The following is a 25512-nucleotide window of genomic DNA, read 5'->3' as shown; positions in this document are numbered from 1 at the left end:
ACCACCTGACCCCATGCCGAACTCAGAAGTGAAACGCTGTAGCGCCGATGGTAGTGTGGCATTCGCCATGCGAGAGTAGGACACTGCCAGGCACCTAATTAAACGGTGATGTGAAAGACATGACCGGCTGCGAGGATGACACCTCATAAAGAAGCGGCAAAAGATTTAGCGAAAGCTAACCGAATGCGGAGCGGTAGTTCAGTCGGTTAGAATACCGGCCTGTCACGCCGGGGGTCGCGGGTTCGAGTCCCGTCCGCTCCGCCACTACTTAAGAAGCCCAGTCGAAAGACTGGGCTTTTTTTCGTTTCCGACACCGTCCTCATTTCCCCCGAAATGCCTCTTTTTCCTCAAGCGACTCAGTAAAACACGCAGAGCCAGACAGTGGTCATGTCGGGATGGGTCCACTCGACCCTGTGCTTCTGGCGGGCAGGGATATTGATGTGATCGCCCGGCCCCAGCTGGACCAGCTGTTGTTGTTGGGTTTGCGGATCGATGAACAGCAGGCTGGCTTCACCCTGCACCACCAGGATCCACTCATGTTCGTCCTGATCGTACCATTCACCGGGGGCCGTCTGATGGCCGTGGGAGAGAATGCGCTCGATCCTCAGGTGATTGGTGCTGACCAGATCCTGAAAGAGTTCGGTGGGGAGTGGCGAGGGGATATCGTTCAGCAGATTGCGGGTGTGCATGGGTATCTCCCGTCTGGCGGCGTGAAGGGTTACCTGCAGTATAGGTGGGTCGTTTACGCTCGCAGGGGAAGAGGGGCTGCCTGAACCCGTCATATCTGTGCCCGAACGAGAACGTTCCCTGTGATTTTGATGAAAAAATCAGGGAAATCGCTGCAATCCGGATAAATTCTTGCTATTTTGCGCGCCATTCACGCAAACGATTTCCTTCACACTTTCAGGATTAGTTATGGCAAAGCAAGATATGGCCGCCCAATCAGGGAATGGCGGCTTTCTGGACTCTTATTTTTCCATTTCTGCGCGCGGCAGCAGCGTGCGTCAGGAGCTGGTCGCAGGGCTGACCACCTTCCTGGCCATGGTCTACAGCATCATAGTGGTGCCGAACATGCTGGGTGCTGCCGGCTTTGAGCAGGGGCCGGTGTTTGTGGCGACCTGTTTGATCGCCGCTTTCGGCTCCCTGCTGATGGGGCTGTGGGCCAAGCTGCCGATGGCCATCGGGTGCGCCATCTCCCTCACCGCCTTTACCGCCTTCAGCCTGGTGCTGGGGCAGGGGCTGAGCATTCCGGTGGCGCTGGGCGCCATCTTCCTGATGGGTGTGCTGTTCACCCTGATCAGTGTCACCGGTGTGCGCCAGTGGATCCTGGACAACCTCCCCTCCGGCATCGCCCATGGCACCGGCATCGGTATCGGCCTGTTCCTGCTGCTGATCGCCACCAACGGCGTCGGTATGGTGATCAAGAACGAAGGAGCCGGTCTGCCGGTACAACTGGGTGAAGTCACCGCCTTCCCGGTCATCATGACGGTGCTGGGTCTGGCCGCCATCTTTGGTCTGGAACGTCGCAAGGTGCCGGGCGGCATCCTGATGGTGATCATCGCCATCTCCATCCTCGGCCTCATCTTCGACCCGAAAGTGACCTGGCAGGGCTTCTTCGCCATGCCGAGCCTGACTGGCGAGAAGGGCTCTCTGGTAGGCAGCATGGATCTGTTGGGTGCCCTCAATCCGGTGGTGATCCCCACTGTGTTGGCGCTGGTGATGACCGCGGTGTTTGATGCCACCGGTACCATCCGTGCCGTGGCTGGTCAGGCGGGCCTCATCAACGAGCGTGGCCACATCATCAGTGGCGGCAAGGCATTGACTGCCGACTCTGTCAGCAGCATGGTGGCAGGCGCCGTCGGTGGTGCACCGGCTGCCGTCTACATTGAATCCGCTGCAGGCACTGCCGCCGGTGGCAAGACCGGTCTGACCGCCACCCTGGTCGGTGTGCTGTTCCTGCTGATGATCTTCCTCTCGCCGCTGAGCTATCTGGTACCGGCTTACGCCACCGCACCGGCGCTGATGTACGTCGGCCTGCTGATGTTGGGCAATGTCACCAAGCTGGACTTCAACGACTCGGTCGATGCGCTCTCCGGCATGCTGTGCGCCGTCTTTATCGTGCTCACTTGCAACATAGTCACCGGCATCATGCTGGGCTTCGTGGCCCTGGTGATCGGTCGCCTGTTTGCCGCCGAGTGGAAGAAGCTCAACATCGGTACCGTCATCATCGCCGTGGCGCTGGTTGTTTTCTATGCCGGTGGCTGGGCCATCTAACCCGTCAGCTTATTGCGGTTGTAGCGAAGGGTCCCCGCGGGGCCCTTTTTGTTGGCTGTGAGGCGGCTAACAGTTTTCCTCTTATTTGCTCTGCACTGTTTCAGATTGAAACGCCAACCCCTCTTCTGCTGTTTCAAATCCGAACCAAACAGCCCGTCATTTTTATCCTCTTTTCTGCCGTTAGACTGGCTCCATCAACCATTTGCCCACCCGAGCGGTGGCAAGCCAAGGAGTGAGCCATGAAGAAACTGATCAATGCCGTCGATGCCGTGGTCCGTGAACAGCTGATGGGGATGGCAGCCGCCCACCCCGAGCTCAAGGTGCGTATCGAGCCCCACTTCATCACCCGTGCCGATGCTCCCGTGATGGGCAAGGTGGCGCTGGTTTCCGGCGGTGGCAGCGGCCACGAGCCGATGCACGGTGGCTTGGTGGGCAAGGGGATGCTGGATGGTGCCTGCCCCGGCGAGATCTTTACCTCGCCGACCCCGGATCAGATGTACGAGTGCGGCCAGGCGGTCGACGGCGGCGCCGGCGTGCTGTTTCTGGTGAAGAACTACACCGGCGACGTGCTCAACTTCGAGACTGCGGTCGAGCTGCTGCACGGTGACGGGGTCAAGGTGGGCTTCGCCCTCATCGATGACGATGTGGCGGTGAAAGACAGCCTCTATACCGCCGGTCGCCGTGGCGTTGCCACGACCGTGCTGTGCGAGAAGCTGGTCGGTGCCGCCGCCGAGGCGGGCTATGATCTGGCGCGCTGCGAAGCGCTGGCCCGCCGCGTCAACAACCAGAGCCGCACCATAGGGGTGGCCATGCATGCCTGCACAGTTCCCGCTGCCGGCAAGCCCTCTTTCACCCTGGCGGACAACGAGGTGGAGTTCGGCGTCGGCATCCACGGCGAGCCCGGTATCGAGCGCCGCCCCTTCACCGACCTCAATGCCCTGGCGGACGACATGTTCAAGGAGCTGGTCGACAACACCCCCTATGGCCGCACCCTGCGCCACTGGGACAGAGCCTCCGGCAGCTGGCAGGAGGAGCACACCTTTATCGAGCCGTTCAACAAGGGCGACCGGGTCATCGCACTGGTCAACAGTCTGGGTGGCACCCCGATCTCCGAGCTCTACGGCGTCTATGGCCGTCTTGCAACCCTGTGTGAAGAGGCGGGCATCCATCTGGTGCGCAACCTGATCGGCCCCTACTGCACCTCCCTCGACATGACCGGCATCTCCATCACCCTGCTCAAGGTGGATGACGAGCTGATGACCCTGTGGGATGCCCCCGTTCACACCCCCGCCCTGCGCCGCGGCTGCTGAGGAATATTCATGTTAAGCAAGCATCAGATCGTCAACTGGCTGCTCGACTGCGAGCACATCTTCACCGAGCAGCGTGACTACCTCACGGCGCTGGATACCGACATCGGCGACGGTGATCACGGCCTCAACATGCAGCGCGGCTTCGCCAAGGTGGCCGAGAAGCTGCCGGCAGTGGCGGACAAAGACATCGGCCAGGTGCTGAAAACCACTGGCATGACCCTGCTCTCCTCGGTCGGCGGCGCCAGCGGCCCGCTCTACGGCACCTTCTTCATCCGGGCAGCGGCCAGCAGCGATGCCTGCCAGAGCCTGACCCTCGGCCAGCTCGGCAAGATGCTGAGCGACGGGGTGGAGGGGATCGTCTCGCGCGGTCGCGCCGAGCCGGGTGACAAGACCATGTGCGACGCCTGGTGGCCGGCCCTGGCGGCCCTGCAGCAGGCGGAGCAACAAGGCTTGTCGCTGCCTGAGGCGCTGGACAAGGCGGTGGCGGCCGCTACGGCTGGCACCGAGGCCACCATCCAGATGCAGGCCCGCAAGGGGCGCGCCAGCTATCTTGGCGAGCGCAGCATCGGCCATCAGGATGCCGGGGCCACCTCGACCCTGCTGCTGCTGACCGCCCTGCGTGACAGAGCGAGGTTGTGACATGATCGGAATCGTAGTGGTGTCTCACAGCGCCCAGCTGGCGGCCGGCTTGAAAGCGCTGGCCGACCAGCTGGGCAGCCCGGCGAAACTGTTGCTGGCGGCCGGGGTCGATGACCCCGACCACCCCATCGGCACCGACGCCATCGCGGTGATGAGTGCGATTGAAGAAGCGGACGACGGCAGCGGCGTGCTGGTGCTGATGGATCTGGGCAGCGCCCTCTTGAGCGCCGAAACCGCCCTCGAGCTGTTGCCCCCGCAGCTGAGTGCCCGGGTGCGGCTCTGCCCGGCCCCGCTGGTCGAGGGCACCCTGGCTGCCGTGGTGGCGGCCGGATCCGGTCTGACGCTGGACGAGGTGGCCGCCGAGGCGCTCGGCGCGCTGGGCCCGAAACAGGCGATGCTGCCGGGCAAGGCGGAGCCGCAGGATGTCGAGGCCGCTCCTGCGCCCGACGACGGCTGGCTGCGCTGCGAGGTGGTGGTGGATAACCCCCACGGCCTGCACGTGCGCCCTGCCGCCCGCCTGGTGGCGGCACTCAAGCCTTTTGCCGCAGAACTCAGGCTGCAAAAGGAGGAGAAAGAGGCCAACCCCCGCAGCCTGACCCGGCTCACCATGCTCAACGTGCGTCAGGGTGACCGACTCATCCTGCTGGCACGCGGGGAGGATGCCGAGGCCGCCTTGGCCTGCTTCCAGCAGCTGGCTGCGGAGCGCTTCGGCGACTGACGCCACTGTTTCAAGGCGCTGCACTCGCTCGCTGAGCCTGCGCAGCGCCATTGTCATGCAAGTGAAAGACGAAGGAGTCCCCGGCACTGCCGCCCCTTCGCCCCTGTTAGTTTCAAAAGATGTCTTATGAACTAGAGAGAGGGATAAAATATGGACCGCATCATCATCAGCCCCAGCAAATACGTGCAAGGCAACGGGGCCCTCGCCAACATCGGCAATTATGTCAAGACGCTCGGCGCCAAGCCGCTGATCCTGGCCGACGCCTTCGTCACCAAGCTGGTTGGCGATACCGTGGCCACCAGCTTCCACGGGGCAGGCATCCAGCCCGAATTTGACTGCTTCAACGGCGAGTGCTCCCGCCCCGAAATAGACCGCCTGCTGGCTCGCTGCAAGCAGACCCCGTTTGACGTCATCATCGGCATCGGCGGTGGCAAGACGCTGGATACCGCCAAGTCGGTCGCCTTCTACCAGCAGGTGCCGGTGGTCATAGTGCCCACCATCGCCTCCACCGATGCCCCCACCAGCGCGCTGGCGGTCATCTACACCCCCGAAGGGCAGTTCAGCGAATACCTGATGATCCCGACCAACCCCAACATGGTCATCATGGACACCGGCGTGGTCGCCCGTGCCCCGGTGCGGCTCTTGGTCTCCGGCATGGGGGATGCGCTCTCCACCTACTTCGAGGCGCGTGCCAACAAGGTGTCCGGTTGCCAGACCATGGCCGGTGGTGCCTCCACCCTGGCGGCGCAGGCCATCGCCGAGCTCTGCTACCAGACCTTGCTGGCCGATGGCTACAAGGCCAAGCTGGCGGTGGAGCAGGGGCTCTGCACCAAGGCGGTGGAGAACATCATCGAGGCCAACACCTATCTGAGTGGTATCGGCTTCGAGAGCAGCGGTCTGGCCGCCGCCCACGCGGTTCACAACGGCCTGACCCAGCTGGCCGAGTGTCACCACCTCTACCATGGTGAGAAGGTGGCGTTCGGTACCCTGGTGCAGCTGGTGCTGGAGAACGCCCCGATGGCGGAGATCGAAACCGTGTTGGGTTTCTGCCGCTCGATTGGCCTGCCCACCAACCTGCATATGATGGGGGTCAAGGAGCTGGACATGGCGCGCCTGATGGACGTGGCCAAGGCCTCCACTGCGGAGGGGGAGACCATCCACAACATGCCGTTCAAGGTCACCGCCGAGGACGTACTGGCGGCCATCGTTACCGCTCACCAGCTGGGGCTGTAACGACCAGCCAGCTTGCCATAGAAAAGGCCCCGCATCTGCGGGGCCTTTTTCATTTTCTGCGAACCGGTATGCAATGGTTCAGGCCGGCGTCAGCCGTGGTAGTCGGCGGGATCGATCTCGAGCAGTTTGAGCCGCCGCCAGAGGGTGGTGCGGCTGATGCCAAGATGCAGGGCCATCTGGCTCACCTGCCCCTTGCAGGCGTGGGCACAGCGCAAAATGGCCTGGCGTTCCAGCTCGGCCAGGGTGAGCAGCGGCTGCCCCACCACCTCGTCCGCCACCTGCTGATAGCCGTGCCGAATGGCGGCTGGCAGCGCCTCCGGCGGGATTGGCCCCTGACTGGCGTGAAGCAGGGCATGCTCGATGGCGCTGCGCAGCTCCCCCAGATTGCCGGGCCAGGGGTAGGCGAGCAGGCAGTCGAGAGCTGCCGGGCTGAACTGGCGCCCCAGCTCGCGCCCCTGCGCAGCCAGCTGCTGGCTGATGAGGCCGGGTAGATCGGCGCTGCGCTCGCGCAGGCCTGGCAGCCACAGCTCGCACGCCTGCAGGGCATAGAGCAGCTGGCGGCCGAAGTGCCCCTCCTGCACCTTCTGCTCCAGCGGGGCGCTGCTGGTGGCGATGATCCGCACCTTGAGCGGCAGGATACGGGCCGAGTCGAAGCGCTGGAGGCGACCGGTCTTGAGCAGTTGCAGCAGCGCCGCCTGCATGGGGGCAGAGAGGCACTCCACCTGCTCCAGCACCAGGGTGCCGCCGTGGGCCAGTTCGAACTTGCCGGCCCGCTCCTGTCCGGCCTCATCGGAGCCCATCAGCTCCAGCGCCATTCGCTCGCTCGGCAGCGCCTGACAGTTGAGGGTGATGAGCGGCCCGGCGGCCCGTTCGCTGCCGAAGTGGATGGCCTCCGCCAGTTGGGCCTTGCCCACCTCCTCCTCGCCGCGCAGCAGGATGGGGCCCTGGCTTTGGGCTGCCTGCCGGGCGTAACGCAGCAGCTTGCGCATGGCGCTCGACTCCCCCACCAGCGCCGACAGCTCGGGTACCGTCTGGCGCAGCTGACTGATGGCCCGCAGCCGATCGACCGGGTGCAGCAGGGCGATAAAACTGACCCCGTCCGGCCCGGGTAGCGGCTTGAGGCTCACCAGCGCATTGATGAACTCCCCCTCCTGAGCGCCGAGCTTTTCCAGCGTCACCTCCACATGGCTGAGTGGAGTCTGCCCCTTGATGGCGAGCTGTAACCGCTGGGGCAACAGCAGGTGCTGCTCCAGCGGCTGGCCGAGGCAGAGCGCCGGATCGAGCCGCAGCCGATTGGCCGCCAGCGCGTTGAGGTAGCGCAGCCGGCCCTGCGGATCCCAGGCCAGTACGCCGTCATCCATGCCGTCCAGCAGGGCGTAGAGCTCGCTCAGGTGGTGCTGGGACTCCTGCATCAGGGTCTCCATCTGCAGCAGGTGGGCCAGCTCGCGTCCCGCGCTGACGGTGAGCGCCAGATCGCCGGCGCTCGCCTCCTCCACCTTGCAGGTCAGCGCCATGATGGCGACCTGACGGCCGTTGCTGTTGTAGACCGGGCTGGCGCAGCAGTGCCAGGGGTGCAGGGTCTGGTTGAAGTGTTGGGGGCCGCTGACGCAGAGCGGCATCCCCTCCAGCGCCGCCAGGTTGATGGCATTGGTGCCGATGCGCCCCTCGCTGAAGAAGGCTCCGGGGCCAAACCCCAGCGTCGCCAGCTCGCGCAGGGTGTCGGGGTGACCGGTCTGGGCCAGCAGGCAGCCGCTCTCGTCGGTGAGCAGCAGGGCGCAGGGGCGCCCCTCCATGAATTCGTAGAGATCTTCGAGGGCCATCTCGCCGGTGGTGAGCAGGTCGCGCTTGCGCTGGCGCAGGCTTTGCAGGGTCTGCCCCTTGGCGCTGTGGGGCGGATGCCAGAGGGTGGCGCTGGTCTGGTGAGCGCAGCGCAGCCAGGAGGCCTGCAGATAGTCAGGCCAGTCCCGGGCTGGCGGCATGGAGGCGGACAGGATGGTCACGACAAGATCCGGCAAAGAGACGAACGCCTATTTAACCACCCTTGCCGGCCCGATTCAGTGACCTGCCTCAGAGGGATGGCAACCCCGTCATCCCTCCGATCGGGTTCGCCCCCGAATTTGGCGACAAGGTCGCCGCCGGTGGCGGCGGCATTCACTGCATCACCCTGCACCAGCCAGCCTGATACTCCCTTGCCATGAGCTGACGGGGCGCTTCGGCGTCCCTGTTTTCCTCTCAGCAGTCCTCAGATCCCTGTCATGCCGATCTCGTCCAACTGCACATGGGCGGGTTGACGCAGGGTGTAGAGCACGGCCTCGGCCAGATCCCCGACCTGCAACCAACCGGGTTTGCGCTCATCAGCACAGGCCGGTGGTGGCACCTGGACCAGGCCGGGACAGAGGGTGTGAACCCGAATGCCCTGATGCTGGACTTCTTCCCGCAGCGCCTTGGCAAACCCCAAGACGGCAAATTTGGCGGCGCAGTAGACGCTGGCCCTCGCATAGCCGTTTTTGGCGGCCTGGGAGGCGATGTTGATGATGGTGCCGTGGCGTCGAGACAGCATGTCCGGCAGGCAAACCTGGGTCAGCAGGAAGCTGCCCTTGGCGCAGGTGTCCATCACTCTGTCCCACTCCGATTCCGGCAGATCCTGCACCAGATAATCGCTGCCGACCCCGCTGTTGTTGACCAGCAGATCGATGGGGCCGAGCAGTGCGCTGGCCCGGGCATGCTGGGCTCGAACCTGGGGAGCATCGCAGACATCCAGCACCAGAGGCAGGACTCTTACCCCATATTGCGTCGAGATGCGGGCAGCCTCTTGCTCCAGCAGGGCGTGGCGGCGGGAGGCCAGCACCAGCTCCACCCCTTCCCGAGCCAGCGCCTCGGCGATGGCCAGCCCAATGCCGCTTGCGCCGCCGCTGATCAGGGCGCGGGTTGCTCTCAGTTCGTTCATCTGTTGTTCCTCCTGAATGGTGGCGCCATTGTGGTGGGCGGCAGCGAGAGGGAACAGGGGGAGAAAGGGGTTGGCTCGAACCTTGGTTCGGATTTGGCGGAAAACGTTCGAACTTTGGTTCTGTGCCGGCACAAGGCCTTGCTCTTTGGCTCTTGTCTTTAAAACAACAACGCCGCCCTCTCTGGCGGCGTTTGACCTTATGACAGTGCCTTGTCATGAGGTGGGGCGTCTACTTTGTCACCGGTAGGGTGGTCACCCTCCTTGATCCAGGCATCCAGCAGGGTGTAGCCCACCGCCAACACCACCGGGCCGATAAAGAGGCCGATGATCCCCATCGCCAGCAAGCCGCCGATAACCCCCACCAGTATGAGGATCAGCGGCAGGTCGGCGCCGCGCTTGATCAGGAAGGGACGCAGGAAGTTGTCCATGGTGCCCGCCAGCAGCGACCAGACCAGCAGGAAGGTGCCCCAGGTGGTGTCGCCGCTCCAGTAGAGGTAGCCGACACAGGCCAGCAGCACCGGGAAGGGGCCAATCTGGGCGACGATCAGCAGGAACATCACCACCACCAGGATCATGGTGTAGGGGATGCCGGCAATCAGCAGACCGATACCGGCCACCGAGGATTGCACCAGGGCGGTCACCACGACCCCCATGGCCACGGCGCGGATCGCCTGTGAAGCGAGCACGGTGGCGTTGTCGCCGCGCTCGCCGGCCAGCCGGTGGGCGAAGCGGCGAATGCCGGTCGCCACCACTTCACCGGAGTGGTAGAGCAGGCCGCAGATGCCGACGGTCAGCAGGAAGTGGACGAACAGCAGCCCCAGGTTGCCCGCTTGGGAGGCGAGCCAGCGGGCGGTCTGGCCGAAGTAGGGGGCCAGCTTGGCAAACAGCACCTGACCACCGCTCGCCAGGATCTGCTGCCAGAAGTCGTAAAGCTTGCCGCCCACCAGCGGCACCTGCTGCAGCCAGAGCAGCTCGGGGGGCGGGGAGTGGCTGATGGTGGTGCCCAGCTCGATCAGCATGGGCGCCTTCTCCGCCACGTTGGCCAGCGCCATGAAGAGCGGGATGACGAACATCAGCAGCAGCACCAGGGTCATGAAGAGGGCCGCCAGGGCGCGCTTGCCCCACAGCAGGCGCTGCACCATCAACATCAGCGGCCAGGTGGCGATGGTGATCATGGTGGCCCACACCAGCGCGGGCAGGAAGGGGCGCAGCACCATGAAGCAGGAGACGATGAGGAGGCTGATAAACAGCACTCCCAGGGTTATCTTGGCTAAATCCACTTTTTTCATATTCATAGCAATCCCTTGTCAGGGCCTGGGCCCTTGGGTAGCGGGTCATTATTCACGAGAGAGAGTATCCACCAGAGACCGGCGCTCAACCAGAGCCCCAGGCAACAATAAAGCAGCCACTGGCCGAGCAGAATGAGCCAGGAGCTGGTCAGCCAGAGCGGCAGCGCCCACCACAATGCCCCCAGCGGCAGGCCACCGAGCAGGGCCAGCAAGGGGAGGCGCCAGCCGGCCGGCGCCGTGCGCGGCAGCGGCAACATCATGCCGAGGGTCAGCCCCAGGCTGAAGGTGGCCAGGCCCGCCAGCGCCGAAGATTGGCTCCACCCGGCGGCCAGCGCGCAGGCGAGGGTGAGCCCGGCCCAGCCCCAACGACTGGCTGCCAGGCCGGCGAGGCGGGGATACAGGGCCAGCAGCAAGGCGCCAAGCAGCAAACCGGCCGCCACGTCCGACAGGAAGTGCACTCCGAGCCAGACCCGGGCCAGTCCGGTCAGGGTCGCTAGCAAGAGAGCGAGCAGCTGGCTGCGCCAGGGGTTGGCGGGCCAGCAGGCTCTCAGCAATACGCCCCAGAACAGCAGCGCAGAGGCGGCGTGGCCGCTCGGCATGCCGAAGCCCTGGGCGCTGCCCTGTGCCAGGGGTGGGTCGAGATGGAAGGGTCTGGGCCAGCCAATCCCCTCCTTGGCTAGCTGCACCAGCAGGGTGAGGGTCAGCATGGCCAGCAGCAGCTGGCGCACCCGGGGCCAGCCCAGCCAGGGCAGCAGCAAGGGTAGCAGGGCAAGCTGAAAGGCGGCTGAACCGAACAGGTTGCTGACCTCGAGCCAGCGCACCTGGGCACCGAGCCAGCTCTGCAGCTGGTGGATCAGCGGGACTTCCATACGGTGCAGTGCATTGCCTTCGCCACGAAAATCGGGCAGCCACAGCACAGGGCTGTCGGGCATGGCGGCCAGTTGGGGGGCCAGCCAGTTGAGCTGGGCCGGGAAACGGCGTTGATCATCCGGCAACCGGGCCGGCGCGATCAGCCTGGCATTGAGGATCTCGCCGCCCAGATTGGGGGCCTGCAGCAGGGAGACAAAGCCAGAGCCGGTCTGTGCGCGGATGGGCTCCAGAGTCTCACAGGCAAACAACAGGGCGCGCTGCCATGGCCCCAGCTCGGCGATGACCCGGCCCCGCAGGCCGGTCTCTTCGTACAGCTCCCGCAGCGCCGCCTGCTGCGGCGTCTCCCCTGCATCTATGTAACCGCCGGTCAGGCTGTAGCGGGAGGAGACCCTGTCCTGCACCAGCAACAGCTGCTGCTGGTGCTTGACCACGCAGACGGCCGCCGTCGGGGCGGCAAGGAGGGGCGGTGACGACAGCAGGAGGCAGAGCAGCAAAAAACAGTAGCGTGACATGACTGCCTGGCGAGTGAGGGGGAATGAGCACAAGCGTCACAGAAATCAGATAGTTGGGCAATGGTTTCCGGTCAGGGTTCCCTACTTGGGGCGGCCTGGCGAGGGGGCGGCTGGCTGCGCAAGGATTGCCGTGGGGTAAGGCAGTCCCTAGTATTGGCAGCTATGTTATTTCCATGCAGCAAACCTTGGGACCTTCCATGAAACAGTTTGGTTTTTTTCTGGGCATCGCCATCGGTGTCATCCTGATCCTGTTCGGCAGCATCGTCATCTTCCAGGCCCTGCCTGCCGCGCTGGACGTGCTGGAGATGCCGAGCCGCATCCCCTTCGTGCGCGAGGTGTACACCTGGCTGATGACCAGTGCCAGCGGCCTGACCGGCCAGCTGGAGCAGAACTTCCTGGAGGCGTTCCAGACCGTGCTCAAGCTGATCCTGCTCATCACCTTCATGTGGGTCTGCGTCAAGCTGGTCAACATGGGGGTCTTGATCATCCGGGCCGGGGTGGACCTCATCCGCACCGCCATCGAGCACAGCGAGGGCGCCCAGACCAAGAAGTCCGAGCACGACCATCACTTCCAGTGAGCGGCTCGCACCATGAAACAGGCCACCTTCGGGTGGCCTGCTTGCATCTGGTACTTACTCTATTCGCGGCAGGTGATCGGCCGGAGGTGGTTGCACCACATCCTGGTAGCGGGCGATGAGCTGCTTGAAGGCTTCCCCCTGTCTGACCTTGTCGAGCGCCTGCTGCAGGCGGGCGACCTGCTGTTTGTCCGCCGCCGGGTTGAAGGCGAAGCAGTTGTCCTGATCCGCCAGGGTGGCGACGGTGACGAAAGTCTCGGGGGCAAAGCCCAGCTGCCTGGCCTGATGAAACAGCATCACCTCGTTGCCGGCCACCAGATCGGTGCGGGCCATGATGAGCTGGCGTACCACCTGATCCATGCGTTCCACCGACATCAGGTTGGCGGGGCTGATGCCCCGGTTGAGCAGCAGCTGCTCTCCCACGTCCGCCTGCATCACCCCGATCTGAAGCCTGGTGAGATCGGCCTTGCCGGTCACCTTGGGGGCATCCCGCTTGCGGCCCACCAGCGATACCCGCGAGTGGCTGATGGGGCAGACCCAGAGGAAGTGGGGATCCCGCGCCCGGGTGTGGGCCGTGGTGAACAGCACGGCATCCGGCTGCTGGGTCAGCAGGTACCAGGCCTTGGCCCAGGGCATGAAGTGGATGGGCTGCTCCGGCTCCCCCATCTCTTGCCACATCAGTCTCAACAGCTCTACCGCCAGGCCGGTGCTGTTGCCCTTCTCATCCTGGCCGTTGAACGGCATGTTCTGCTCGGAGTAATAGGTGAACGCCGAGGCGGGCAGGGCGGCCCCCAGACAGCAGCAGACAAACAGACCGAGCAGACGCGACATGGCAGCACTCCTTGCGAAAAGTCGTCTTCATCCAGTTTAGGGAGTTATGCCGAGAAGTTCATGATTTCCGCTGCCAGGGAGCGGGCGGGAGGGGAGTGCGGGAGGGGAAAACGACCAGGCCATCTTGCGATGGCCTGAGGAGGGGTTATTTGAGCAGGGCTTCCATCTCGGCTTCGGCGGCGGCGCGCGCGGCTTCGGCCTTGGCAGCCGCATCGGCGACCGCCTTGCCGGCGGTGGTGGCATCCGCGCTGCTGACCGTCTGCTTGGCCGGTTCGGTCACGGTCTTGGCGGCCTGCTGCTGCACGGTGGCCGTGGCGTTGCTGACCGCCTGCTTGGCAGGCTCTGCCACCGTCTTGGCGGCCTGCTGCTGCGCGGTGGCCGTGGCGCTGCTGACTGCCTGCTTGGCGGGTTCGGTCACCGTCTTGGCTGCCTGCTGTTGCACGGTGGTCGTGGCGCTGCTGACTGCCTGCTTGGCGGGTTCGGTCACGGTCTTGGCGGCCTGTTGCTGCACGGTGGCCGTGGCGCTGCTGACCGCCTGCTTGGCGGGCTCGGTCACTGTCTTGACAGCCTGTTGCTGCACGGTGGTCGTTGCGTTGCTGACCGCCTGCTTGGCAGGCTCGGTCACTGTCTTGGTGGCCTGCTGTTGTACGGTAGCAGTGGCACTGCTGGCTGCCTTGCCGGCTTGTTGCTGGGCCGAGGTAGCGGCGCCGTTCACGACCTGCTGGGTGGTGTCAGCCATGGTCTTGCTGGCGCCCTGCTGCAGGGAACCCAGCACGCTGCCGAAGAGCGAGCTGCCGGTGGCCGTGCCGCTCAGGCTGTTGGTGGCACCGGAGAGCGCACTGGCTGCCGGATTGCCCTGCGCCTGCCAGTTCTGCATCTCGCTGGGCCAGCTCGGAGCGCTGGCCGCCAGGTTCTCGCCAAAGACCTGGGGCGTGCCGTCGCCCTTGAGCAGCATCACGGACATCTGGTTGGTCTGCGAGTTCCAGACCATGCCTGCCTGCTTGGCCACCTCGGGCATGGGGGCATAGCGGGAGACCACGTAGAACAGCGGCCCCTCCTGCTGCAGCTCGTTGGCGGTCTTGAGCAGCTGCATGGTGCTGTCGTAATTGGGGCCGAGGATGGCGGTCATCCGGTCCTTGATCAGGGGCTGTTCAAACAGGTTGGCCTGGTTGGGGTCGAAGCCGACCAGGGGTTTGAGCAGGGCCCACATCAGCTGGCTGGTGGGGCTCATCATCAGCAGGGGGGCAACGCAGGCGGACAACATCAGGCTCAGGCAGGCCGCCTGGAGCAACGGCATGATACGCATTGGGATAATATCCAAATAACGATTTGATTAATAAGGTTATATTTGTCTGGGGCCGACAAATTCAACGGGTTTTCCTGGCCCGGTTCTGAGACGGGCGGGCAGGCGCTGGCAGGCTACCATATTGGCTTGGGAATGCCAGAGAGGGCACCGCTTATTAATCAAGTTTGTGCGGCTGCCGGTCGCTTCCATTCTTCATCAAGCGAGGAGTGACATCATGAATTCAGGCAAGAGGGCAGGCGGCTGGCTGCTGCTGGCACTGCTGGGCGGTGCGACCGGTATCGGCGTGGCGGCAGAACCGAAGCGGACGGAAGTGGGCAGCGAGCTGGTGTTGCCGCTGGGATCGCTGCCGGAGCGGGTCTGCTGGTATCAGGATCAGAAGTATTCGGCAGGGGCCCGGATCCGGCAGGGTGATGACTGGCTGGAGTGCGCTGCGCAAACCGAACAGGAGAGCAACGGGCCTCTGGTCTGGCGCGAGCCACAAAGGGCGTCGGATGCGGCTGGCAAGGCGACGCAGAGAGGCACCATCACCGTGGGCCAGTGAGGCTTTTCTTGATCCAGCTAAAGACATGGACGTGACCTCTATCGCATAATGCGGCTCTTTTCCTCTCTTGACTGGGACTTCAGAAATGGCTCGTCGCTCTTCCAACACTCAACGTCGTCGCAACAGCTGGTGGTACAAACGCCTGTTGGTACGGGAACGTGCAGAGCGCGAAGCGCGTTCCGTTCGAGATTGATACTGCAGTGAAACACGGAGCCTCTGGCTCCGTTTTTTATTCATCATGCGCCGTGATGATGCGGGGGCCCTTGGGCCCCCGTTTTGTTTGTCCGCCGCCCGGTGCAGCCAGCGGACGGGGCCGTTCACCTGGTTCGGCTCGCGGCGCTGACCCATGACGATAGTTGCCGGATCGTCCGCGCAAATAACCGTGGCAGGGGGATGACCGGACCCTTCTGATACTGCATGATGAAGTTTTCGAGAAGGAGCCTCAGATGCAGATCATCATTCGTCACGCCGAACCGGCCGATGCCCCCGCCTTGCGGGATCTCTATGCCATGCCCAATGCCCAGGCGGGCACCCTGCAACTGCCCTATCCGACCCAGGGGGTCTGGCAGAAGCGACTGGAGAGCGGCAGCGTGGTGGCGCTGGTGGCTGAGGTCGACGGTCTGCTGGTGGGGAATATTTCACTCCATATCGAGCCCAACCCGAGGCGCAAACACGTGGCCTGTATCGGCATGGGGGTGCGGGATGACTGGGCGGGCAAGGGAGTGGGCTCCGCCCTGTTGGGGGCCGCGCTGGAGATGGCCGACAACTGGCTCAACCTGCGCCGCATCGAGCTGACCGTCTATGCCGACAATGCAGCGGCGCTGGCGCTCTATCGCAAGTTCGGCTTCATCGAGGAGGGGCTGGCCCGTGGTTTCGCCTTTCGCCAGGGTGAGTATGTGGACGCACTCTACATGGCGAGGATCCGGCCATGATCGACTACCGCCGCCGGCTCATCCCGGTGCTGCGGGCGCTGGAGCAGGATCCGGATCTCTCCATCGAGGCGCTGGCGGAGCGGGCCTGTCTCTCCCTCTACCATTTTCACCGGGTGTTCACCGCCGTGGCGGGGGAAGCTCCGGGCGAGATGTGCCGGCGCCTGCGCATGCAGCGTGCCGCCTGGCAGCTCTGCTACACCGACGCCAGCGTCACCGCCATCGCGCTGGGGGCGGGGCTCGGCAGCTCCCAGGCGTTCGCCAAGGCGTTTCGTCGCTACTATGGCTGTACCCCGGGGGAGTTTCGCCGCGACAAGGGCAAGAATGGACACCTGGAGAGCAAGGATGGACACGCATGGGATGGTCTGTCCCCTTATGCTGAAGGCCACTCATCAGCAAGGAGCAACACCATGAAAACCGTCGAGATGGATGCCCGTACCCTGGCCTATGTGCGGGTCACCGGTCCCTATGGCGAAGGCTATGACGCCGTCTGCGGCCGCCTGCACCAGTGGGCCGCCGCCCGCGGGCTGGAGGGCGGGGAGTGGATCTTCATCTACCACGACAACCCTGAGGTGACGCCGCCGGCCCAGTGCCGCACCGATATCGGCATCACTGTGCCGCCCCAGACCCGGGGCGAGGGGGAGGTGGAGACCCAGCTCATTCCGGCCGGCCGTTATGCCCAGTCCCGCTACCTCATCACCGATCGCAGCCAGTACGGGCCGCGCTGGCAGGAGCATGTGGGCGACATAGTGGCGGCCGGGCTGGAGTTCGGCAGCGGTCCCTGCTTCGAGCTCTACCACAGCGTGAGCAACGATCCCCTGCGCGACGACGTGAGCTTCTGCTCCAGCGTGCGCTAGACGTGCGGCAATAAAACGAGGCGCCTGTGGCGCCTCGTTTTATTTGGGATGAAGGCTGACCGTTACCTCATCAGGGCTGGCTGGGCACCTTGTCCCGCCGGGATTTCCACCACCAGCGCAGGCGGATCTGGGAGATCAACATGCCCGCCAGCATCAGGGCGCAGCCGACGAAGGCGCGCTCGTCCAGGGTTTCCCCCAGCAGCAAAACGCCACCGATGGCGGCGAACACCGTCTCCAGGCTGAGGATGATGGCGGCATGGGCCGGGTGGGCGCCACGCTGGCCGACCACCTGCAAGGTGTAACCCACCCCCACCGACACCAGGCCGGCATAGAGCAGCGCCTGCCAGCCGGCCACGGCACCGGTCACCGAGGGGGTCTCGATGAGGAAGGCGGTGGCCAGGCTGAGCAGGCCGCACACCACGAACTGCACCCCGGCGAGACGAATGGGGGCGACTCGGCTCGAGTAGTGATCCAGTACCAGCAGGTGTACGGCCCAGAACAGGGCCCCCACCACCTGCAGCAGGTCGCCGTAGCCGATGGTGAAATCCTCGGTGACGCTGAGGTAGTAGAGCCCCGCCATGGCGATGAGGGCGCCAACCCAGGTGTTGGCGCCCGTCTTGTGGCGCAGGGCCAGGCCGATGACGGGCACCAGTATGATGTAGAGGCCGGTGATGAAGCCTGCCTTGGCGGCCGTGGTGTAGAGCAGCCCCACCTGTTGTAGCGATGCGGCGCTGAACAGCACGGTACCGGCGATGAGGCCGCCGGTCAGCAGCAGGCGGCGATCTCCGGCCTGCCCGCCCGGCTGGCGGGATTTGAGCCACCACAAGAGCGGCAGCAAGGAGAGGGCCCCCAGCAGAAAGCGCAGGCCGTTGAAGGTGTAAGGCCCCATGTGGTCCATCCCGAGCCGCTGGGCGACGAAGCCCAGCCCCCAGATGGCGGCGGCCATCAATAACATCATGTTCGAACGCATAGATTCATCCCTGAAAGACGGACGGGCAGGGCCGTGCCGCAAAGCTCCAGTCTCCAAGATAACCGTGAGCGGGGGGATTTGTCTTGCGCTGTCGGTGAGGTTGGCGGCGTGAGCGGTTATCCCGCTGCACTGCCGCAGGCCGGGGGAGTTAGCCGTTGGCGATTCTGGCCAGCAGGGGAATGAGGGCGAGCAGCAAGAGGTTGCCGCGCAGGATCCAGATCACCCAGAACTGCTGTTGAATGGAGACCATGGGGGCGCGTCCCTGACGCAGGGAGCGGCGCCAGCGATAGAAGAGGCGGCTGGGGTAGCCAAAGCTGATGGCCATCACGAAGAACAGCAGCAGCTTGGTGCGGTAGCCCGGATTGGCAAGCAGCACGGCCGGTTCGTCGGGGTGAGCGAGCACCTGTAGCACCCCGGTGATGAAGATGAGCAGCAGGGCCAGCGCCGCCAGGCCGTCAGCCAGCAGCAGCTTGCGCACCTGCTCGATGGACATGCCGCGGCGGAACAGGAAATATTCGGAGGTGATCGCCCCGGTCAGGGTGATCACGGCGCAGTAGTGCAGCGCCATCAACAGGTCCGGGTTCAGCATCCGTGTCGATTACCTCTAATTGAGCAGATAAACAGCTTCCTTTTGGACGCCATCTCGCGCTGCTGATATTCTGACACTACGCGTGGTCTGGCAATAGCAGGAGTCAGGATTGGTTAAACGAGCGGTCGCCAAAAAAACCTGGTCCCTGGTAACCAGGATGCGTATGGGCCTGCTTTTGCTGTTCATTCCGGTGCTGATGCTGGGTGGCATCTACTACCTGCACATGGAGCGGAGTCTGCAAAGCGAGCTGCAGCAACGCCTGCTCGCCACCAACCACCAGCTTCGTCACGTCTTCATCGAGCCCTATCTGCACGAGATGGAGCGCCAGTTCACCCTCATCTACGACAGGGTCAAGGTTGAGGACATCAGCGGCCCCCGCCTGCTCAACACCGAGACCTATCTGAAGGAGTGGCAGCTCTACAAGGGGATCATGGCCGATCTGGTCTACATCTATGTCGGCACCGCCGAGCGCCAGATGCTGATCTACCCCGATTGGCAGGCGGATGCCAACTTCGATCCCAGGGTGCGTCCCTGGTATCAGCTGGCCAGCCAGCACGTGGGCAAGATGGTCTGGACCGAGCCCTATTACGACTACACCAACGGCAACCTGGTGATCGCCCTGGCGCGGGCCCTGACCGACAGGGAGGGCAAGGTGCGCGGGGTCCTTGCGGTCGATGCCATCCTGGCCCCCTTCTCCGCCCAGCTGAATCGTCATCTGGATGAGGGCTACCAGATGATCGTCAACCAGTCCGGCAAGGTGCTGGCCCATCCTGACGCGGCCCAGCTGTTCAAGCCCATGGCCCACCCAGAATGGCTCGCTCGCTTCACGCAGGAGGACGGCATCTTCCTGGACAAGGACTCCCGTCAGTTCGTGGCCTACATCTGGCTGCCCGAACGCAACTGGGTGCTGATCAGCGTGCAGCCGGCGGCCAGCGTGATGGCGGTGGTGGACAGGGTCTCCCTCAACGTGCTGCTGATGGTGGCGCTGGCCTGTGTGCTCTACCTGATGCTGGCGCTGATCTGGTCCCGCTATTTTCGCCGCATGCTAGACGAGATCTCGAGCATGATCCGGGCCAGCCGGATGAAGCCAGACGGGGTACCCCAGGGGGGGATGCGCGAGCTCAGACACGTCTATGCCGAGCTGGCCGAGGTGAGCAAGGATTATCACGAGGCGCGCCAGCAGGCCAATCTGGACAAGCTGACCGGTCTCTACAACCGCCGCTTCTTCGACGAACGTCTCAACCGACTACTGCAGGAGCAGCAGCCGTTCTGCCTGGCCATGGTGGATCTGGACGACTTCAAGCGGGTCAACGACACCTTCGGCCATCAGACCGGGGATGTGGTGCTCAAGCGGGTGAGCCAGCTCGGCCGGTCCCTGCTGGGGGATCACGGCTGGGTCTGCCGCTACGGTGGCGAGGAGCTGGTGGTGTTGCTGGTCAACCCGGACATCCACTTCTGCCAGATGCTGCTGGAGCAGTTCCGCAAGGGGGTGGAGTCACTGGACTGGCGCGAGCCGGGGCTCAGGATCACCTTGAGCGGCGGACTGGTAGCCAGCCGGACTGGGATGGATGCCAAGGCGCTGCTGACGGCGGTCGATGCCGAGGTGTATCGTGCCAAACGCGACGGCAAGAACCGTATCTGTTTGGTTCGGTCGGAGGGGAAGGGGCAGGAGGAGACGCCCCCTGCCGACGATGCACTGCTGAGCAACGAAGAGGCCTGAGGGCCTCTTCTTCATTCAGGAGGCCAGCTGCCAGTCGAGGGTGGGCCAGGCCTGTTCGGTGGCGATCTGGCGCAGCCCCGGGGCGGGATTGACCGCGTGGGGGTGGGTCACCGCCTGCAGCAGCGGCAGATCGTTGTGGGAGTCGCTGTAGCCGTGGCTCTCCCGCCAGGGGTCGGCGCTTGCGGCAAACAGCTGGTTGATGCGGGCCACTTTGCCCTCGCGAAAACTGAGGGTGCCGCGGGTCTGGCCGGTCAGCATGCCGGCCTCTTCATCCAGCAGGATGGCCACGCAGTGATCCATCCCCAGCATCTGCGCCATGGGGGCCACCAGATGCTCGCCGGAGGCGGAGATGAGCACCAGCTCGTCGCCCCGCTTGCGGTGCCATTCGATGCGCTCCACCCCCTCAGGGTAGATGCGCTCGCGCAGCACCTGCTCGGCAAAGCGGGCACAGAGCGGGTCGAGCCATTGGCGCGACTTGCCTGCCAGCGGCTGCAGGGTGAAGGCCATGTACTGGTGCATGTCCATCTTGCCCTGATGGTAGAGGGACATCATCGCCTGCTCCTCGGCGATCATGCCGGCCGGGGCCAGCTCCTCGGTCACCATGTACTCCAGCCAGAGGCTGGCGGAATCCCCCGCAATCAGGGTCTCGTCCAGATCAAACAGTGCCAGTGCCATGGGTGCTCCTCGCAGTGAAAATGGAAATGTAATGGGGCGTCATGCTACCTCACAGAGTTGATCCCGGGCCACCGCCAGGGTCACGGCGCCGCCCACCGGCAGCAGATCCCGGGCCGAGCGGTTGAGGCAGTCCACCGTCAGCATCCCCGCCGCACAACTCACCTGATAGCGGATCACGTTGCCGAGCAGCTGTTGTCCGCTGATAACCCCCGGCAGGTGTGGCTCGTCGCTGCGGACGCCGGCCGGCAGCAGGGAGAGGGACTCCGGCCTCAGCGCCAGCTTGCCGCGACAGTGCTGGCCGAACAGGGCCTTGGCCTGCTCGCCATCGAGCAGGTTGTAGTTGCCGATAAAGCCAGCCACGAAGGCGTCGGCGGGGCGGGTGTAGATCTCCTCCGGCGTGCCGCTCTGGACGATGGATCCCTTGTTCATCAGGAAGATCCGGTCCGACATGGTTAGCGCCTCCTCCTGATCGTGGGTGACGAAGATGGTGGTGAGCTCGAGGCGCTGCTGGATCTCGCGGATCTGCTGGCGCAGGCTGCGGCGGATGCGGGCATCCAGCGCCGAGAGCGGCTCGTCCAGCAGCAGGATCCGCGGCTGCACTACCAAAGCCCGGGCCAGCGCGACCCGCTGGCGCTGGCCACCGGAGAGCTCGGCCGGATAGCGGCGCTCGAAGCCGGTCAGCTCCACCAGCGCCAGCGCCTCCTGCACGCTGGCGGCCAGATCCCGCCCCGGCTGGGGCTTCATCTTGAGGCCGAAGGCGACGTTATCCCGCACCATCATGTTGGGGAACAGGGCATAGCTCTGGAACACCATGCCGATGCCCCGCTTCTGGGGTTCCTGCCAGGTGATCTCCTCACCGGCCACCCGCACCTGACCGCCATCCACCGGGGTGAGCCCGGCCAGCGCCCGCAGCAGGGTGGACTTGCCGCAGCCGGAGGGGCCGAGCAGGGTCACCAGCTCCCCCTTGCGGATGCCGAATTCGATCCCCTCGAACACCCGGGTGTCGCCGTAGGATTTGTGCAGTTGATTCACTTCTAGATGGAACATCTTGATTCACCTATGAAATCTGTTCGCCGCCCAGGTGAGCAGCAGGGTCAGCAGGAAGTAGCTCATCACCAGCGCACTGGTGAAGTGGCCCGAGGTCGAACGCATGTTGTAGAGGTAGACCTGCAGGGTCTCGTAACGGGTGCCCACCAGCATGTTGGCAAACACGAACTCGCCGAGCAGGAAGGAGAGCGAGAGAAACAGCGCCGCCAGCAGCCCCTTGCGCAGGCAGGGGATCACCACCAGCAGGAAGGCGCGCCGGCTGCTCGCCCCCAGCAGGTGGGCGGCATCCATCAGATCTTTCAGCGGCACCCCCTGCAGGCTGTTGGCCAGCGCCCGGTACATGAAGGGGAGCACCACGGTGAACCAGGTGCCGATCAGGATCCACGGCGTGCCGATAATGGGCAGAACGCCGTCGGCGTAGATCTGCAGCAGCCCTACCGAGGAGACCACAGGCGGCACCGCGAAGGGGAGCAGGATCAGCAGGTTCATCCAGGGATCCAGCTTGGGGAAGTAGTAGGCCACCACCAGCACGGTCGGCACCAGCACCAGGGTCCCCAGCAGCAGAGTGGCGAAGCAGACCAGCAGGCTTCGGCCAAACGCCGCCAGAAAGCGCGGGTCGCCCCAGAGCTTGAGATACCAGTCGAGGGTGAAGCCGTCTGGCAGCAGGGTGGCCCCCCAGCGGGTGGAGATGGAGTAGAGGAAGGTGGCCAGCAGCGGCAACAGCAGGGTGGCCACCAGGGCCCCCAGCACCCAGCGCGGCCAGCCAGGTTTCAAATCATGCATGGGATTGCCCCTTGTTCACGTAGCTCTTTTTCAGCAGCCACTGGTTGGCGGCCGTCACCACCCCCAGCAGCACCATCAGGATCACCGCCAGCGCCGCCGCCATATTGGGCTCGAGGAAGATGTCGCCGGAGACCAGGCTGGCCACCCGGATGGTCACCAGGTTGAAGTTGCCGGTGGTGAGGGCGTAGGCGGAGGCATAGGCCCCCACCGCGTTGGCAAACAGGATGATCAGGGTGCCGAGCAGGGCGGGGGTGAGCACAGGCAGCGCCACGTGCCAGACATATTGGCTCTTGCTCGCGCCGAGCAGGGCGGCGGCCTGCGGCCACTCATCCTGCAGCGCATCGAAGGCCGGGTAGAGCAGCAGCAAAGCGAGCGGGATCTGGAAGTAGGTGTAGATGAGGATGAGGCCGCTGCCCGAGTAGAGGTTGAAGCCGTCGATGAGGCCCCAGGATTTCAGCAGCAAGGTCACGGCGCCATTGATGCCGAGAATGATGATGAAGGCGAAGGCCAGCGGCACTCCGCTGAAGTTGCCGGTCATGGTGACAAAGGCCAGCAGCAGCCGTTTTACCCGCTCGCCGCTGTGGCGCAGCGCGGCGGCCCCCAGGGTGCCGATGGCAAGCCCCGCCAGGCTGGCGATGCCGGCGATGCGCAAGGAGTTGCCGAACGATTGCAGGTAGAAGGGGGAGCTCAAAATCTCCCGGTAGTAGTCGAGGCCCCAGCCATCCGGGGTCTGAAAACTGCCCACCAGCACCCATACCATGGGGGCGAGCTGGAACAGGATCATCAGGAGAACGAACGGCAGCAGCACCAGTGCGGGCAGCCAGTGGCGGCGCAGCCGGCGCCGGGTGACGGTCGGTTGATCCGCGAGGATCTCGGTGGTGGCGGGCATCATCAGTGTACCTCCGGCAGGTTGCCGGCCTTGAGCAGCGGCGGGCAGCCCGGCTTGTCGTGGGAAACTCCCAGCAGGTCGGCCATCAGGGCGCAGAGCTGGGTCTGCTGCATGACGGGACCGGCCGGCCACTGGGCCACGAACGCATCGCCAAACAGCCAGAGCGGTACCCGGCGCTCTTCGGTCAGGGTGCCGCCGTGGCTGAGATCGTTGTTCATGCCGTGGTCCGAGGTGATCACCACCTGATACCCCTCCGCCAGCCACTGCGGCAGCAGGTCGGCCAAGAGGCTGTCCATCCGGCGCGCCTGATTGCGGTACTGACGGGAGTCGAGGCCGAACTGGTGGCCCGCGTCATCCACCCCCATCGGGTGGATCAAGAGAAAATCGGGGTCGTACTGGCTGCGCAGCCACTCGCCATCCATCAGCAGGTGGCTGTCGGGGTAGCCGTCATCCCAGTAGAAACAGCCGTGCTGGATGGGCAGTCGCTCGTCATGGGTGAAGCGATCGCGGGCCGCTTGCCAGGGGCTCTGGTTGTAGAGCTCGCTCACCCAGTGATAGGCCGCGGCTGCGGTGCGTTTGCCGCCCGCCCGGGCCAGATGGAAGATGGACTCCTGCCGACTGAGACGGCTCACCCCGTTGTGGGTGATGCCGCTCTCCACCGGCGTCGCCCCGGTCAGGATGCACTCGTAGAGGGGCCGGGAGAGGGAGGGCAGGGCGCAGCTCAGGGTGGCCTGCAACCCCTGTCCCGCCTCCACCATGCCCGCGAGGTAGCCCATGCAATGGGCTACCTCGGCAGAGAGGCCATCCACAAGTACCACTATCACCTTGTGTTGCACTGGCCGCTCCTTACTGCATGTTGATCATGACGGTTTCCTGCCACTGGCGCGGCAGTGCCTTGGAGCTCTGCTCCCAGGCGGCGTGATCCTGGACCGGTTTGGCATTGGCGTACTGCTCGGCCGGCAGCAGCTTGGCCTTGACGTCATCCGGCAGGGTCACGTTGCTGCGGATGGGGCGGGCGTAGCCGCGTGCCAGGTTGATCTGGCCGGCGTCGGAGAGGATGTATTCCCGCGCCAGCTTGGCGGCGTTGGGGTTTTTGGCCCACTTGTTGATGATGGTGGTGTAGCCGGCGATGACGGAACCGTCGCTCGGGATCACCACATCAAACTTCTTGGGGTCGATCTGGTCGCGGTAGTTCAGGGCGTTGAAGTCCCACAGCACCCCCACTTCCACTTCGCCCTTCTCGATGTTGGCGATGGTGGGGTCGTTCAGCGACAGACGGCCCTGCTGGGCCAGCTTGCCGAACAGCTCCAGCGCAGGTTTCAGATTCTTCTCGCTGCCGCCGGTGGCATAGGCCGCCGCCAGCACGCCGTTGTTGGCCTGGGAGGCGACACCCACGTCACCCAGGGTCACCTTGTAGTCGCCGCCCAGCAGGGATTGCCAGCTGGTGGGGGCGGCCTTGACCAGATCCTTGTTGATCAGGAAGGCGATGGTGCCGGTATAGGCCAGCATCCAGTGACCATCCGCATCCTTGGCCCAGTTCGGAATGTCGGCCCAGGTGGAGGGTTTGTAGGGCTGGGTGACCCCCTGCTTGACCGCCACCGGGCCGAAGGCGCCGCCCACATCGCCGATGTCGGCGGTGGCGTTGCCCTTCTCGGCGGCAAACTTGGCGATCTCCTGGGCCGAGCTCATGTCGGTGTCCTGATGCTTGATGCCGTAGATGCTGCCGAGCTGCTGCCAGGTATCCTTCCAGTTGGCCCAGCTGTCCGGCATGCCGACGCTGCTGAGCTGGCCTTCACCGCGGGCGGCCTTCTCGAGATCCGCGATGTTCTCGGCGGCAAACAGTGGCTGACTGATGGCCACCAGGGCCAGTGCACTTGCGATCACGCTTTTCATCATTCCATCCCTCTGGACTAGGTCAGTTAAGGTTCGAGAGGGATGCTAGAGGGAAAATATGACGGTGGCGGGGCGCTTTGATGGCAGTTTGATGACAATCGTCCTGTCATGGCGC

At 64.4% G+C, this 25512-nt stretch carries 25 protein-coding genes and 1 tRNA gene; 11 read left to right on the top strand and 15 right to left on the bottom strand.

The features are described from left to right. The first annotated feature begins 187 nt into the window (after window positions 1–187). Window positions 188–264: transfer RNA gene (locus AB5Y81_RS18210), tRNA-Asp, on the top strand. Window positions 265–356: 92 nt separating this feature from the next. On the opposite strand, the gene AB5Y81_RS18205 is transcribed toward AB5Y81_RS18210, so the two are convergent. Continuing rightward, window positions 357–689, bottom strand: coding sequence for a cupin domain-containing protein (locus AB5Y81_RS18205; protein WP_005306245.1), 333 nt, complete (start codon window positions 687–689; stop codon window positions 357–359). A 226-nt stretch (window positions 690–915) separates the two neighbouring features. Between AB5Y81_RS18205 and AB5Y81_RS18200 the strand changes: the two genes are divergently transcribed. The 5 genes from AB5Y81_RS18200 (at window position 916) to AB5Y81_RS18180 (ending at window position 6174) form a co-directional block, all read left to right on the top strand. After that, window positions 916–2274 carry an NCS2 family permease gene (locus tag AB5Y81_RS18200; RefSeq protein WP_010635854.1) on the top strand — a complete coding sequence of 453 codons (1359 nt, stop codon included), beginning with the start codon at window positions 916–918 and terminating at the stop codon, window positions 2272–2274. Window positions 2275–2513: 239 nt separating this feature from the next. Beyond that, a complete protein-coding gene (gene dhaK, locus AB5Y81_RS18195) occupies window positions 2514–3584 on the top strand; it encodes a dihydroxyacetone kinase subunit DhaK (RefSeq protein ID WP_213344459.1) in 1071 nt (356 codons plus the stop codon). Between the two features lie 9 nt (window positions 3585–3593). Then, the gene (gene dhaL, locus AB5Y81_RS18190; protein WP_017785503.1) at window positions 3594–4223 is read left to right on the top strand and encodes a dihydroxyacetone kinase subunit DhaL; all 630 of its coding nucleotides are present in this window, start codon (window positions 3594–3596) and stop codon (window positions 4221–4223) included. Window position 4224: 1 nt separating this feature from the next. Then, complete coding sequence (gene dhaM, locus AB5Y81_RS18185) at window positions 4225–4941, top strand: dihydroxyacetone kinase phosphoryl donor subunit DhaM (RefSeq protein WP_279485179.1); 717 nt, start codon at window positions 4225–4227, stop codon at window positions 4939–4941. 150 nt (window positions 4942–5091) lie between these two features. Further along, window positions 5092–6174 carry a glycerol dehydrogenase gene (locus tag AB5Y81_RS18180; protein ID WP_279485181.1) on the top strand — a complete coding sequence of 361 codons (1083 nt, stop codon included), beginning with the start codon at window positions 5092–5094 and terminating at the stop codon, window positions 6172–6174. Window positions 6175–6263: 89 nt separating this feature from the next. On the opposite strand, the gene dhaR is transcribed toward AB5Y81_RS18180, so the two are convergent. The 4 genes from dhaR to AB5Y81_RS18160 all read right to left on the bottom strand — a co-directional run bounded on the left by dhaR (window position 6264) and on the right by AB5Y81_RS18160 (window position 11792). Beyond that, the gene (gene dhaR, locus AB5Y81_RS18175; RefSeq protein WP_368146761.1) at window positions 6264–8174 is read right to left on the bottom strand and encodes a dihydroxyacetone kinase operon transcriptional regulator DhaR; all 1911 of its coding nucleotides are present in this window, start codon (window positions 8172–8174) and stop codon (window positions 6264–6266) included. 242 nt (window positions 8175–8416) lie between these two features. Next, window positions 8417–9121 (bottom strand): SDR family oxidoreductase, encoded by a 705-nt coding sequence (locus AB5Y81_RS18170; protein ID WP_201990559.1) that lies wholly within the window; start codon window positions 9119–9121, stop codon window positions 8417–8419. A gap of 197 nt (window positions 9122–9318) precedes the next feature. Beyond that, entirely contained in the window at window positions 9319–10416 is a 1098-nt protein-coding gene (gene ydiK / locus AB5Y81_RS18165) for an AI-2E family transporter YdiK (RefSeq protein ID WP_042050169.1), read from the bottom strand. Beyond that, window positions 10413–11792, bottom strand: a complete 1380-nt coding sequence (locus AB5Y81_RS18160) for a phosphatase PAP2 family protein (protein WP_279485182.1) — start codon at window positions 11790–11792, stop codon at window positions 10413–10415. The genes ydiK and AB5Y81_RS18160 overlap by 4 nt, the downstream gene beginning before the upstream one ends. Before the next feature lie 197 nt (window positions 11793–11989). On the opposite strand from AB5Y81_RS18160, the gene AB5Y81_RS18155 reads away from it, so the two are divergent. Beyond that, complete coding sequence (locus AB5Y81_RS18155; protein ID WP_161957736.1) at window positions 11990–12370, top strand: hypothetical protein; 381 nt, start codon at window positions 11990–11992, stop codon at window positions 12368–12370. A gap of 54 nt (window positions 12371–12424) precedes the next feature. Here the strand turns inward: AB5Y81_RS18155 and AB5Y81_RS18150 are convergent, their stop codons facing one another. Then, complete coding sequence (locus AB5Y81_RS18150; protein WP_005306204.1) at window positions 12425–13198, bottom strand: ABC transporter substrate-binding protein; 774 nt, start codon at window positions 13196–13198, stop codon at window positions 12425–12427. A gap of 145 nt (window positions 13199–13343) precedes the next feature. Continuing rightward, window positions 13344–14504: a hypothetical protein gene (locus tag AB5Y81_RS18145; RefSeq protein WP_279485183.1), complete on the bottom strand. Its 1161-nt coding sequence runs from the start codon at window positions 14502–14504 to the stop codon at window positions 13344–13346. Between the two features lie 214 nt (window positions 14505–14718). Here AB5Y81_RS18145 and AB5Y81_RS18140 point away from each other — a divergent pair, with 214 nt between their 5' ends. The 3 genes from AB5Y81_RS18140 (at window position 14719) to AB5Y81_RS18130 (ending at window position 16831) form a co-directional block, all read left to right on the top strand. Next, window positions 14719–15045, top strand: a complete 327-nt coding sequence (locus AB5Y81_RS18140; protein ID WP_279485184.1) for a YnjH family protein — start codon at window positions 14719–14721, stop codon at window positions 15043–15045. Window positions 15046–15491: 446 nt separating this feature from the next. Then, entirely contained in the window at window positions 15492–15977 is a 486-nt protein-coding gene (locus AB5Y81_RS18135) for a GNAT family N-acetyltransferase (protein ID WP_279485185.1), read from the top strand. After that, entirely contained in the window at window positions 15974–16831 is an 858-nt protein-coding gene (locus AB5Y81_RS18130; protein ID WP_017787906.1) for a GyrI-like domain-containing protein, read from the top strand. Before AB5Y81_RS18135 ends, AB5Y81_RS18130 begins: the two co-directional genes overlap by 4 nt. A 70-nt stretch (window positions 16832–16901) precedes the next feature. On the opposite strand, the gene AB5Y81_RS18125 is transcribed toward AB5Y81_RS18130, so the two are convergent. Then, the gene (locus AB5Y81_RS18125) at window positions 16902–17801 is read right to left on the bottom strand and encodes a DMT family transporter (protein ID WP_017782149.1); all 900 of its coding nucleotides are present in this window, start codon (window positions 17799–17801) and stop codon (window positions 16902–16904) included. Window positions 17802–17949: 148 nt separating this feature from the next. Then, window positions 17950–18390, bottom strand: coding sequence for a DUF2214 family protein (locus AB5Y81_RS18120; protein ID WP_005306181.1), 441 nt, complete (start codon window positions 18388–18390; stop codon window positions 17950–17952). Between the two features lie 109 nt (window positions 18391–18499). On the opposite strand from AB5Y81_RS18120, the gene AB5Y81_RS18115 reads away from it, so the two are divergent. Then, window positions 18500–20110, top strand: a complete 1611-nt coding sequence (locus tag AB5Y81_RS18115; protein ID WP_368146759.1) for a diguanylate cyclase — start codon at window positions 18500–18502, stop codon at window positions 20108–20110. Window positions 20111–20125: 15 nt separating this feature from the next. Here the strand turns inward: AB5Y81_RS18115 and AB5Y81_RS18110 are convergent, their stop codons facing one another. Genes AB5Y81_RS18110 through AB5Y81_RS18085 form a run of 6 tightly spaced genes read right to left on the bottom strand, consistent with a single transcriptional unit; the run spans window position 20126 to window position 25397 of the window. After that, entirely contained in the window at window positions 20126–20785 is a 660-nt protein-coding gene (locus AB5Y81_RS18110; RefSeq protein WP_017785516.1) for an HAD family phosphatase, read from the bottom strand. 39 nt (window positions 20786–20824) lie between these two features. Beyond that, entirely contained in the window at window positions 20825–21832 is a 1008-nt protein-coding gene (locus AB5Y81_RS18105; RefSeq protein ID WP_279485186.1) for an ABC transporter ATP-binding protein, read from the bottom strand. A 6-nt stretch (window positions 21833–21838) separates the two neighbouring features. Further along, entirely contained in the window at window positions 21839–22615 is a 777-nt protein-coding gene (locus AB5Y81_RS18100; protein ID WP_010635871.1) for an ABC transporter permease, read from the bottom strand. After that, window positions 22608–23507 (bottom strand): ABC transporter permease subunit, encoded by a 900-nt coding sequence (locus tag AB5Y81_RS18095; protein WP_005306164.1) that lies wholly within the window; start codon window positions 23505–23507, stop codon window positions 22608–22610. Before AB5Y81_RS18095 ends, AB5Y81_RS18100 begins: the two co-directional genes overlap by 8 nt. Next, window positions 23507–24340, bottom strand: a complete 834-nt coding sequence (locus tag AB5Y81_RS18090; RefSeq protein ID WP_279485188.1) for an alkaline phosphatase family protein — start codon at window positions 24338–24340, stop codon at window positions 23507–23509. Before AB5Y81_RS18090 ends, AB5Y81_RS18095 begins: the two co-directional genes overlap by 1 nt. A 10-nt stretch (window positions 24341–24350) precedes the next feature. Then, window positions 24351–25397, bottom strand: coding sequence for an ABC transporter substrate-binding protein (locus tag AB5Y81_RS18085; protein ID WP_005306158.1), 1047 nt, complete (start codon window positions 25395–25397; stop codon window positions 24351–24353). Window positions 25398–25512 lie beyond the last annotated feature (115 nt).

The organism is Aeromonas sp. s2 (assembly GCF_040907935.1).
GTDB classification, from domain to species: domain Bacteria; phylum Pseudomonadota; class Gammaproteobacteria; order Enterobacterales; family Aeromonadaceae; genus Aeromonas; species Aeromonas dhakensis.
Note: the sequence above shows the minus strand (reverse complement) of the source record. Positions and strands in the feature narration are given on the sequence as shown.

Coding starts and splice junctions, on each gene's coding strand:
- AB5Y81_RS18200 (WP_010635854.1), top strand. CDS start 916: ATGGCAAAGCAAGATATGGCCGCCCAATCAGGGAATGGCGGCTTTCTG.
- dhaL (WP_017785503.1), top strand. CDS start 3,594: ATGTTAAGCAAGCATCAGATCGTCAACTGGCTGCTCGACTGCGAGCAC.
- AB5Y81_RS18105 (WP_279485186.1), bottom strand. CDS start 21,832: ATGTTCCATCTAGAAGTGAATCAACTGCACAAATCCTACGGCGACACC.
- AB5Y81_RS18095 (WP_005306164.1), bottom strand. CDS start 23,507: ATGATGCCCGCCACCACCGAGATCCTCGCGGATCAACCGACCGTCACC.
- dhaK (WP_213344459.1), top strand. CDS start 2,514: ATGAAGAAACTGATCAATGCCGTCGATGCCGTGGTCCGTGAACAGCTG.
- AB5Y81_RS18140 (WP_279485184.1), top strand. CDS start 14,719: ATGAATTCAGGCAAGAGGGCAGGCGGCTGGCTGCTGCTGGCACTGCTG.
- ydiK (WP_042050169.1), bottom strand. CDS start 10,416: ATGAATATGAAAAAAGTGGATTTAGCCAAGATAACCCTGGGAGTGCTG.
- dhaM (WP_279485179.1), top strand. CDS start 4,225: ATGATCGGAATCGTAGTGGTGTCTCACAGCGCCCAGCTGGCGGCCGGC.
- AB5Y81_RS18125 (WP_017782149.1), bottom strand. CDS start 17,801: ATGCGTTCGAACATGATGTTATTGATGGCCGCCGCCATCTGGGGGCTG.
- AB5Y81_RS18110 (WP_017785516.1), bottom strand. CDS start 20,785: ATGGCACTGGCACTGTTTGATCTGGACGAGACCCTGATTGCGGGGGAT.
- AB5Y81_RS18130 (WP_017787906.1), top strand. CDS start 15,974: ATGATCGACTACCGCCGCCGGCTCATCCCGGTGCTGCGGGCGCTGGAG.
- AB5Y81_RS18180 (WP_279485181.1), top strand. CDS start 5,092: ATGGACCGCATCATCATCAGCCCCAGCAAATACGTGCAAGGCAACGGG.
- AB5Y81_RS18150 (WP_005306204.1), bottom strand. CDS start 13,198: ATGTCGCGTCTGCTCGGTCTGTTTGTCTGCTGCTGTCTGGGGGCCGCC.
- AB5Y81_RS18170 (WP_201990559.1), bottom strand. CDS start 9,121: ATGAACGAACTGAGAGCAACCCGCGCCCTGATCAGCGGCGGCGCAAGC.
- AB5Y81_RS18135 (WP_279485185.1), top strand. CDS start 15,492: ATGCAGATCATCATTCGTCACGCCGAACCGGCCGATGCCCCCGCCTTG.
- AB5Y81_RS18160 (WP_279485182.1), bottom strand. CDS start 11,792: ATGTCACGCTACTGTTTTTTGCTGCTCTGCCTCCTGCTGTCGTCACCG.
- AB5Y81_RS18085 (WP_005306158.1), bottom strand. CDS start 25,397: ATGAAAAGCGTGATCGCAAGTGCACTGGCCCTGGTGGCCATCAGTCAG.
- AB5Y81_RS18120 (WP_005306181.1), bottom strand. CDS start 18,390: ATGCTGAACCCGGACCTGTTGATGGCGCTGCACTACTGCGCCGTGATC.
- AB5Y81_RS18145 (WP_279485183.1), bottom strand. CDS start 14,504: ATGCGTATCATGCCGTTGCTCCAGGCGGCCTGCCTGAGCCTGATGTTG.
- AB5Y81_RS18155 (WP_161957736.1), top strand. CDS start 11,990: ATGAAACAGTTTGGTTTTTTTCTGGGCATCGCCATCGGTGTCATCCTG.
- AB5Y81_RS18205 (WP_005306245.1), bottom strand. CDS start 689: ATGCACACCCGCAATCTGCTGAACGATATCCCCTCGCCACTCCCCACC.
- AB5Y81_RS18100 (WP_010635871.1), bottom strand. CDS start 22,615: ATGCATGATTTGAAACCTGGCTGGCCGCGCTGGGTGCTGGGGGCCCTG.